This is a genomic window from Methylobacterium sp. FW306-05-D (genome assembly GCF_058782155.1).
This window is the reverse complement of record NZ_JBYSXL010000050.1, coordinates 25,830-34,777: the sequence shown is the minus strand read 5'-3', so window position 1 is coordinate 34,777 and position 8,948 is coordinate 25,830. Positions and strand designations below refer to the sequence as shown.

Genomic DNA, 8,948 nt, shown 5'->3' with positions numbered 1-8,948 from the left:
CCCCCGGCCGCCGCCCCCACCGGGGCGGCCCAGACGGGCCCGCAGATCGTCAACGTGAAGTCCGATCCGGCCCAGACGGAATGGACCAAGGTCTGCGGCAAGGACCAGGGCAGCGGCACCGACGTCTGCTACACCACCCGCGACTTCGTCTCCGACCAGGGCCAGCCCGTCCTCGCGGTGGCCGTCTACGAGATGAAGAACGCCGCCCAGAAGCAGGAAGTGCGGGTCATCCGCTACCTGCTGCCCCTCGGCCTGCTGCTGCAGCCGGGCATCCGCTTCACCATCGACGGCCAGCAGGGCACCGCCGGCAAGTTCGCGGTCTGCTTCCCCAACGGCTGCTTCGCCGAGGCCGGCAATGTCGGCCCCGAGCTGATCACCGCGATGAAGAAGGGCACCACCCTGAACGTCAGCGTCCAGAACCAGACCCAGCGCGAGGTCACCTTCGCGGTGCCGATCGCCGGCTTCGGCAAGGCCTTCGACGGCCCGGCCATCGACCCGAAGGTGCTGGAAGAGCAGCAGAAGAAGCTCCAGAACGAGCTCGAGAAGCGCTCCGAGGACATGCGCAAGAAGCTCGAGCAGCAGAATGCCGCCGGCGCCGCGCCGGCCGCCGGTGCGCCGGCCGCGCCGAAGCCCTGAGACCGCGAACCCGGTCGGCCGCTCGCGCGGCCGGCCCCTGAAACGAAACGAGGCCGGGCGCGATGCCCGGCCTCGTTTCGTTTCAGGACCCCTCCCGACTGCCGGGGCGGGTCGCACCGGAGCGTCAATTGGCGTGGGCGGCCCCGCGCATCCGGTAGCTGCCGTCGGCGTCGCGCTCGAACACCTCGGCGATGCCGGTGTGGCGCAGGGCCTCGCCGGAGGTGTCGGGCACGAGGTTCTGCTCGGAGACGTAGGCCACGTACTCGCTCTCCGCATTCTCGGCGAGCAGGTGGTAGAACGGCTGGTCCTTGCGCGGCCGGACCTCCTCGGGGATCGCCAGCCACCATTCCTCGGTGTTGTCGAACACCGGGTCGATGTCGAAGACGATCCCGCGGAAGGGATAGATGCGGTGGCGCACGACGGCGCCGAGGCCGAACTTGGCGGTTCTCATCACGAATTCAGCGGTGATCGTATCGGTCATGCGACGGAAAATAAGCGGCCCCGGCCCACTTGTCATCGGCGGCACCCCGCCGATGACGAAGGAGACGAGAAAAACGCTCAGGCCAGACCGTAGGTCTTGGCCAGCTCCGGGTCCTTCTCGGCGACGAGCCTGGCGAGATCGACGATGACCTTGGCCTGCTTCCAGGTGGCGTCGTCCTGCATCTTGCCGTCGAGCATCACCGCGCCGGTGCCGTCGGGCATCGCCTCGACGATCCGCACCGCGAAGGCGACCTCCGCCGGATCGGGGGCGAAGACGCGCTTGGCGATGGCGACCTGGTTCGGGTGCAGGGTCCAGGCCCCGGCGCAGCCCATCAGGAAGGCGTTGCGGAACTGGGCCTCGCAGGCCTCGCCGTCGGAGAAGTCGCCGAAGGGGCCGTAGAAGGCCTTGAGGCCGTTCGCCATGCAGGCGTCGACCATCTTCGCGATCGTGTAGTGCCAGAGGTCCTGCTGGGCCGAGGCGCGGGCGGCGCCGTCGCTCGTCGGGTCGGCGATCACCCGGTAGTCCGGGTGGCCGCCGCCGACCCGGGTGGTCTTCATGCCGCGGGAGGCCGCGAGATCGGCGGGGCCGAGGCTCATGCCGTGCATGCGCGGCGAGGCGGAGGCGATGGCGTCGACGTTGGCGACGCCCTCGGCGGTCTCGAGGATGGCGTGGACGAGGATCGGCTTGCGCACGCCGTGCCGGGCCTCGAGCTGGGCGAGCAGCTGGTCGACGTAGTGGATGTCCCACGGACCCTCGACCTTGGGCACCATCACGACGTCGAGCTTGTCGCCGACTTCGGAGACGATCTCGAACAGGTCGTCGAGAATCCAGGGCGAGTTCAGGGCGTTGATGCGGGTCCAGAGGCCGGTGCCGGAGGCGGCGAAGTCGGTGGCCCGGGCCATGGCGACGAAGCCCTTGCGGGCGGCCTCCTTCTGATCGATCGGCACCGCGTCCTCGAGGTTGCCGAGCACCACGTCGACGGTGGCGGCGAGGTCCGGCACGCGGGCCCGGACCTTCTCGTTGTGGGGCGGCACGAAGTGGATCATCCGCTCGAGCTTGACGGGGAGCTCGCGGAAGGGAGCCGGTGCGCCGGTGGCGAGCGGCTGGAAGAAGCGGCGTGGCAGTTTCATGGGCGTTTCTGGCTCCCGGAGGTGTCTTTGTGAGACCGGCGTCCCGAACCAGCGGTTAGGGCAAGCCCGGCCCCGCCGTAAAGGTGCGCGGGCGCACGCAAGCCGTTTGCCATGCCGACACCGCGGACCGGGCGGCGGAACGCCGGTCCCCGGCTCACGTTCTCACGATCGAGGGGGGCACCTCACGGACCACGAAGGACGGACCCATGTCCGGATCATCGACGAGGCGGACCGGCTTCCGCCATCCGGCGCTGCTCGGGGCGGCCCTGATCGGCCTCGGCCTTCCGCAGACCGCGTTCGCCGCCGAGCGCGCCAGGCCGCCGGCCGAGAAGGTGATCCAGTCCGACAAGACCGGGCGCATCGCCTTCACGGCCGCCGAGGCCGCGACGGCACGCCCCGACGGGCTGGCCCCGGGCCTGCGCATCCCGGGCGACGATGCCGCCGCCTTCCGCACGCTCATCGACGGGGCATCGGCCGCGGACAGGCCCTGGCTCGTGCTCTCCGGCGGCGGCGAGAACGGCGCCTACGCGGCCGGTCTCCTCAACGGCTGGAGCGAGGCCGGCACCCGACCGGATTTCGGCGTCATCACCGGCGTCAGCACCGGCGCGATGATCGCGCCCTTCGCCTTCATCGGCGCCTCCGGCGACGCCGCCCTGCGCCAGAACTACACCGAGATCTCCGCCGCCGACGTGTTCGAGTTCGGGGGCACGAACGAAGCCCTCACGGACACCTGGCCGCTCAAGCGCCGGATCGACCGGGCGGTGACCCCGGCCCTGCTGAAGGCGGTCGCCGCGGAGCACGCCAAGGGCCGTCGGCTCCTGGTGGCGACCACGGCGGTGGATGGCGAGCGGCCGGTCCTGTGGGACATGGGCGCCATCGCGCAGACCGGCGGCCCGAAGGCGCTGGCGCTGTTCCGCTCGGTGATCCTGGCCTCCTCGGCGGTGCCCGGCGTGTTTCCGCCGGTAATGATCGACGCGGTGGCGGGGGACGGCAAGCGCTTCCAGGAGATGCACGACGACGGCGGCACGACCGCGCCGTACTACCTCGCTCCGGAATCGATGCTCCTGGCGGCGAACCCGGCGCCGCTGCCGACGCGCCAGGTTTATCTCATCGTCAACAACAGCCTGGCACCGGACTTCCAGATGGCGTCGCGCACCACCTTGAGCGTGCTCGGCCGTTCGATGTCGGCGGCGATCAAGGCGCAGACGCGGGCCGCGCTCGCCCTCAGCCAGGGCTTTGCCCGGCGCACGGGCCTCGATCTGCAGGTCGCCCAGATCGACGGGCGCTTCGGGAAGACCTCCGCGGCGCCCTTCGACCAGGGCTACATGAAGGCCCTGTTCGACCACGGCGTCGCCCTGGGCAGGACCGGCACCGCCTTCCAGGACGGCACGACGGACCCGGCGGCGGAAATCGCCACCGGCTCGGTCGACCGTCGGGCGGCCCAGGAGGGTCCCGCTCAGCCGCCCGTCCGGAGCGTGGCCGGGCGCTGATCAGCGCATCAGGCTCGGGGCACCGAGGCGGGGCAGCACCCCCTCGCGCATGACGATGCGGCGCAAGGGGCCGATCGTCGTCATGGCGAGGAGGCCGAGGCCGCGCAGGGCGTCCACCGGCAGGAGGTCGGCGAGCAGGCTGCGGTTGAGCGCGTCGACGGCGGTCGACCGCAAGCGCGCGTCGAGGTCGCGCCCGCGGGCGAAGCCGGCCAGGGCCACGCGCGAACCCGGGTCGCGTCCGTCGTCCACCGCCCGCATCACCGCGTCGCGCAGCGAGGCCGCGTCGCGCAGGCCGAGGTTCAGGCCCTGCGCGCCGATGGGTGGGAAGACGTGGGCGGCCTCGCCGACCAGGGCGAGGCGGGCCGCGACCGGGCTCGGCACGGACAGGCCCCGCATCGGCACGAGGCCGCGCGGGCCGTCGATGCGCATCGGGCCCAGCATCGCCTGGGCCTGGTGCTCGACCGCCCGGGCGAGGGCATCGTCGTCGAGGGCGGCGAGACGCTTGGCCGGGCCCTCGCCCATCACCCAGACCAGGCTGGAGCGGAGCCCGCCGGGCAGCGGCACCAGGGTGAACGGCCCCTGCCGGGTGTGGAACTCGGTGGAGACGTCCCGATGCGGCCGGGTATGGGCGAGGATCGTGGTGAGGGCGCTCTGCGGGTAGGACCAGGTGCGCGGCCGGATCCCGGCGGCCTCGCGCAGCCGCGAGCGGGCGCCGTCCGCCCCGGCGACGAGGCGGGCCGACAGGGTGGCGCCGTCGGCGAGCGTGATCGTGGCCGCGTCGGCGCCGGCCGCGAAGCCCGCGGCATCCGCCTCGAACAGGGTCAGGTTGGCGGCCGCCCTCGCCTCGGCGCGCAGGCCCTCGACCAGGCGGGCGCTCTCGACGTTCCAGCCGAAGGCGTCGAGGCCGATCTCGGTGGCGACGAAGCGGGCCGGGGGCGGGCGGAACAGGCTGCCGGTGTCGTCGACGATGTGGAGCTCGGCCAGCGGGCTCGCATGGGGCGCGATCGCGGCCCAGACCCCGAGGGCGTCGAGGAAGCGGACCGAGCCGTCGAGGAGCGCCACCGTGCGCCCGTCGGCCACGGGGGCGTGCCGGCCGACCAGGGCGGTGGCGACGCCCGCGCGGGCGAGCGCCAGGGCGAGGCTGAGGCCCGCGGCGCCGGCGCCGACCACGGCGACCGCGAAGGATTCGGGTTTCGGAGGAAATGTCGCCACGGGCTCGCGGTCTCCTGCACGGCATCGGGCCCGCCGGCGTCGTCCGGACCGACGCAGCCCCCTGGACCCTGACGCTTACAGAGGCCTGTCACCCCGCCGGTCAAGGCCGCGATGGTGCCGCAGGGACGGGCCTTGTAGCATTCCGCGCAAGGCCGTGGACATCGGCTGCCCGGAGGTAGCTCGTTCCCATGAGCCTGTTGATCGCGCTGCTGGCGCTCGGCTTCCTGATGCTCGTCGCCTACCGAGGCTTTTCCGTCATCCTGTTCGCGCCGGTGGCCGCCCTGCTGGCGGTGCTGCTCACCGATCCCGCCGCGGTGCTGCCGGTCTTCTCCGGCCTGTTCATGGAGAAGATGGTCGGCTTCGTGAAGCTGTACTTCCCGGTGTTCCTGCTCGGCGCGGTGTTCGGCAAGGTCATCGAGATGTCGGGCTTCTCCCGCTCCATCGTGACTGCCGTGATCGAGCTCGTCGGCGCGCGGCGGGCGGTGCTCTCCATCGTGCTGGTGTGCAACCTGCTCACCTACGGCGGCGTCTCGCTGTTCGTGGTGGTGTTCGCGGTCTATCCCTTCGCGGCGGAGGCCTTCCGCCTCAGCGACATCCCCAAGCGCCTGATCCCCGGCACCATCGCGCTCGGCGCCTTCTCCTACACGATGGACGCGCTGCCCGGCACGCCGCAGATCCAGAACATCATCCCCACCACCTTCTTCGGCACCAACACCTGGGCCGCCCCCTGGCTCGGGCTGATCGGCGCGGCCTTCATCCTCGTGGTCGGCGTCGTCTATCTCGACCGGCGCATCGCCTCGGCCAAGGCCAAGGGCGAGGGCTACGGCACCGGCCACGGCAACGAGCCGCAGGTGATGGACGAGGCCGCCCGGGCCCATCCGGCCATCGCCCTGCTGCCGCTGGTCGTGGTGGGCCTGTCGAACCTCGCCTTCACGGCCGCGATCCCGCGCCTCTACGGTGCGAGGGCCGAGACCGCCCTCGCCGGCCTCGACAAGCCCCTCGTCACCGCGGTCTCGTCCGTGACCGCGATCTGGGCGGTGGAGCTGGCGCTGCTCGCCGGCATCCTCACCGTGCTGGTCTTCGCCTGGCGCCCGGTCGCCTCGGGCTTCGCCGAGGGCAGCCGCGCGGCGGTGGCGGGCTCGCTGCTGGCCGCCATGAACACCGCCTCCGAATACGGCTTCGGCGCGGTCATCGCCGCCCTCCCGGGCTTCCTCGTCATCCGCGACGCCCTCTCGGCCATCCCCAACCCGCTGGTGAACGAGGCCGTGACCGTGACGGCGCTGGCGGGCATCACCGGCTCGGCCTCGGGCGGCATGAGCATCGCGCTCGCGGCCATGTCCTCCACCTTCATCGCGGCGGCGCAGGCCGCGAATATCCCCATGGAGGTCCTGCACCGGGTCGCCGCCATGGCGAGCGGCGGCATGGATACCCTGCCGCATAACGGCGCCGTCATCACCCTGCTGTCGGTGACGGGCCTGACCCACCGGCAGGCCTATGCCGACGTCTTCGCCATCACGCTCCTGAAGACCGCGGCGGTGTTCCTGGTGATCGGGGTCTACTACCTCACCGGCATCGTCTGAGCCGGCGCACCGCCCGTCCCGGCCCGGATCAGTCCGGTCCGGTCCGCCCCGGGGCCTCCTCCGTCTCGACGAGCCGCAGGGTGAGCTCGGTGAAGGGCCGGATGTCCCAGGCCGGCCCGGCATGGAACATCATCACCACGGGCCGGCGCGCCAGGACGCGGAATTCCGGCAGCCCCGCATCCGGGCGCAGGATCGTGCCCGGCTGGACGGCGGGGTCGTACCCGGCGGGACGTATCCACACGATCTCATCCATCCCGCCGATCCGCCCTCCCGATCGCAGCGGCCGGACCCGGTTCGGCCGTCTCCCGATGCGCCCGCCCGACGCGGCGCGGGCGCAAGGGTTAACCTGCGTTAATCACGCCCCCGCCGCCGATGCAATCGGATCGCGCGGGGAGGGCCGTGGCCGCCGGGTCCGGTGCGCGGGCGCACATGGCGGGAGGGCGGCGGGATGAGAGCCTGCACCATTGCTGGAATGCCAGGAGCGACTATGTCGCTGTCCGTCGGGGACGGCGTCCCCGCGCCGGCCCCGGCGACGATCGGCCCACGATGTCCAACAAGATGTCACGATCAGGCCGAACCGGCTGACGACCCAGAGCGAGGAGCGAGACGATGCCGAAGGCGATCCAGGTTCACGAGTACGGCGGCCCCGAGGTGATGCGCTACGAGGACGTGACGCTGCCCGCGCCCGGTCCCGGCCAGATCCACGTCCGCCAGACCGCCATCGGGGTCAACTTCATCGACATCTACTTCCGCTCGGGCGCCTACAAGGCGCCGCAGCTGCCCTTCACCCCCGGCAAGGAGGGCGCCGGCGTGATCGTGGCGCTCGGCGCGGGCGTCACCGACTTCCGGGTCGGCGAGCGGGTGGCCTACGGTTCGGCCGCCAGCACCTATGCGGAGGAGGTGGTGATCGAGGCGAGCGCCGCCGTGCACCTCGCCGACGGCGTCGACGACAAGACCGCCGCCGCGATGATGCTCAAGGGCCTCACCGCCGAGTACCTGCTGCACCGGACCTACGCGGTGAAGCCGGGCGACACCATCCTGTTCCACGCCGCCGCCGGCGGCGTCGGCCTCATCGCCTGCCAGTGGGCCAAGCACCTCGGCGCCACGGTGATCGGCACGGTGGGCTCGGAGGAGAAGGCGGAGCTCGCCCGCGCCAACGGCTGCGACCACGTCATCCTGTACCGGAACGAGGATTTCGCGGCGCGCGTCAAGGAGATCACGGGGGGCAAGGGCGTGCCGGTGGTCTATGACGGCGTCGGCAAGGACACCTTCCCGGCCTCCCTCGACTGCATCAGCCCGCTCGGCATGTTCGTCAGCTTCGGCTCGGCCTCCGGCCCGGTGGACGATTTCAGCCTGGCGCTGCTGGGCCAGAAGGGCTCCCTCTACGCCACCCGTCCCTCGCTCTTCGCCCATGCGAGCAAGCGCGAGACCCTCGACGCCATGGCCAAGAACCTGTTCTCGGTGGTGGCGAGCGGCGCCGTGAAGATCCCGGTCCACAACACGGCCAGGCTCGCCGACGTGCAGCAGGTCCACCGGGACCTGGCCGCCCGCAAGACCACCGGCGCCACGGTGATGATCCCGTGATCCGGGACTCCCAGGATCGGGGGCTCCCGGGATCGGGGGATGCCGTGATCCCGGGGCAGCGGGACGTCCTCCTCGTCATCGACGTGCAGGGGGACTTCCTGCCCGGCGGGGCGCTCGCCGTGCCCGAGGGGGACGCCGTGATCGCCCCGGTCAACCGCCTCCTCGGCCTGTTTGCGCACGCGGTGCTGACGCAGGACTGGCACCCGCCGGGGCACGTCTCCTTCGCGACGAGCCATCCCGGCCGGGCGCCCTTCGACACCGTGCCGCTGGCCTACGGCCCGCAGGTGCTGTGGCCGGAGCACTGCGTGCAGGGGAGCGCCGGGGCCGCCCTTGCCCCCGGCCTGGCGGCGGATCGCGCCGAGCTGGTGATCCGCAAGGGCCATCACCGCCACGTCGACAGCTACTCGGCCTTCCTGGAGGCCGACCGACGCACGCCCACGGGGCTGACCGGCTACCTGCGCGAGCGCGGCTTCACCCGGGTGGTCCTGTGCGGCCTCGCCACCGATTACTGCGTGGCCTGGAGCGCCCTCGACACGCGGGCGGCGGGCTTCGAGGCGCTGGTGGTCGCGGACGCCGTGCGGGGCATCGACCTGGACGGCTCGCTGGCGCGGGCTTGGGCCGAGATGGCGGCGGCCGGGGTCGGGTGGGTCATGAGCGAGGCGATCGGAAGCGGGTAGGCCTCCGAAATCTTCTCTCGGCAGGCCGACCTCTGCCTTGGGACAGGATGATCGCCTATGCCGATAGGCTCTCCGGAAACCCACCCGCAGCCCCACGTCATCCCGGGGCCGCGCAGCGGAACCCGAGATCCAGACGCGCAGGTGGTTCAGGACCTGAC

General features: G+C 71.9%; 9 protein-coding genes. 5 read left to right on the top strand and 4 right to left on the bottom strand.

Annotation, left to right across the window (positions count from 1 at the left end; translation table 11 throughout):
* Nucleotides 1-636 (top strand): invasion associated locus B family protein (locus AC3WLN_RS16545; RefSeq protein ID WP_492483022.1); only part of this gene is annotated, 636 nt, incomplete at its 5' end.
* Nucleotides 637-760: 124 nt separating this feature from the next.
* Here the strand turns inward: AC3WLN_RS16545 and hspQ are convergent.
* On the bottom strand, nucleotides 761-1,087 hold the full coding sequence (gene hspQ / locus AC3WLN_RS16540) for a heat shock protein HspQ (RefSeq protein ID WP_463778219.1): 327 nt from the start codon (nucleotides 1,085-1,087) through the stop codon (nucleotides 761-763).
* Between the two features lie 107 nt (nucleotides 1,088-1,194).
* Nucleotides 1,195-2,247 carry an HpcH/HpaI aldolase/citrate lyase family protein gene (locus AC3WLN_RS16535; protein WP_463778217.1) on the bottom strand — a complete coding sequence of 351 codons (1,053 nt, stop codon included), beginning with the start codon at nucleotides 2,245-2,247 and terminating at the stop codon, nucleotides 1,195-1,197.
* Between the two features lie 206 nt (nucleotides 2,248-2,453).
* Here AC3WLN_RS16535 and AC3WLN_RS16530 point away from each other — a divergent pair, with 206 nt between their 5' ends.
* Entirely contained in the window at nucleotides 2,454-3,737 is a 1,284-nt protein-coding gene (locus AC3WLN_RS16530) for a patatin-like phospholipase family protein (RefSeq protein ID WP_492483019.1), read from the top strand.
* Here AC3WLN_RS16530 and AC3WLN_RS16525 read toward each other — a convergent pair whose 3' ends face one another.
* Nucleotides 3,738-4,949 carry an FAD-dependent monooxygenase gene (locus AC3WLN_RS16525; protein ID WP_492483017.1) on the bottom strand — a complete coding sequence of 404 codons (1,212 nt, stop codon included), beginning with the start codon at nucleotides 4,947-4,949 and terminating at the stop codon, nucleotides 3,738-3,740.
* Nucleotides 4,950-5,137: 188 nt separating this feature from the next.
* On the opposite strand from AC3WLN_RS16525, the gene AC3WLN_RS16520 reads away from it, so the two are divergent.
* On the top strand, nucleotides 5,138-6,529 hold the full coding sequence (locus AC3WLN_RS16520; protein WP_492483015.1) for a GntP family permease: 1,392 nt from the start codon (nucleotides 5,138-5,140) through the stop codon (nucleotides 6,527-6,529).
* A 28-nt stretch (nucleotides 6,530-6,557) separates the two neighbouring features.
* Here the strand turns inward: AC3WLN_RS16520 and AC3WLN_RS16515 are convergent, their stop codons facing one another.
* The gene (locus tag AC3WLN_RS16515) at nucleotides 6,558-6,782 is read right to left on the bottom strand and encodes a hypothetical protein (protein ID WP_492483013.1); all 225 of its coding nucleotides are present in this window, start codon (nucleotides 6,780-6,782) and stop codon (nucleotides 6,558-6,560) included.
* A gap of 356 nt (nucleotides 6,783-7,138) precedes the next feature.
* On the opposite strand from AC3WLN_RS16515, the gene AC3WLN_RS16510 reads away from it, so the two are divergent.
* Together AC3WLN_RS16510 and pncA are read left to right on the top strand one after the other, a co-directional pair.
* Complete coding sequence (locus tag AC3WLN_RS16510; protein ID WP_492483011.1) at nucleotides 7,139-8,113, top strand: quinone oxidoreductase family protein; 975 nt, start codon at nucleotides 7,139-7,141, stop codon at nucleotides 8,111-8,113.
* 44 nt (nucleotides 8,114-8,157) lie between these two features.
* Nucleotides 8,158-8,790: a bifunctional nicotinamidase/pyrazinamidase gene (gene pncA, locus AC3WLN_RS16505; RefSeq protein WP_492483009.1), complete on the top strand. Its 633-nt coding sequence runs from the start codon at nucleotides 8,158-8,160 to the stop codon at nucleotides 8,788-8,790.
* Nucleotides 8,791-8,948 lie beyond the last annotated feature (158 nt).

What these genes read in the sequence shown, in the direction of transcription:
- AC3WLN_RS16535 (WP_463778217.1), bottom strand. Translation starts at nt 2,247, where the DNA reads ATGAAACTGCCACGCCGCTTCTTCCAGCCGCTCGCCACCGGCGCACCG.
- AC3WLN_RS16515 (WP_492483013.1), bottom strand. Translation starts at nt 6,782, where the DNA reads ATGGATGAGATCGTGTGGATACGTCCCGCCGGGTACGACCCCGCCGTC.
- AC3WLN_RS16520 (WP_492483015.1), top strand. Translation starts at nt 5,138, where the DNA reads ATGAGCCTGTTGATCGCGCTGCTGGCGCTCGGCTTCCTGATGCTCGTC.
- AC3WLN_RS16510 (WP_492483011.1), top strand. Translation starts at nt 7,139, where the DNA reads ATGCCGAAGGCGATCCAGGTTCACGAGTACGGCGGCCCCGAGGTGATG.
- hspQ (WP_463778219.1), bottom strand. Translation starts at nt 1,087, where the DNA reads ATGAGAACCGCCAAGTTCGGCCTCGGCGCCGTCGTGCGCCACCGCATC.
- AC3WLN_RS16530 (WP_492483019.1), top strand. Translation starts at nt 2,454, where the DNA reads ATGTCCGGATCATCGACGAGGCGGACCGGCTTCCGCCATCCGGCGCTG.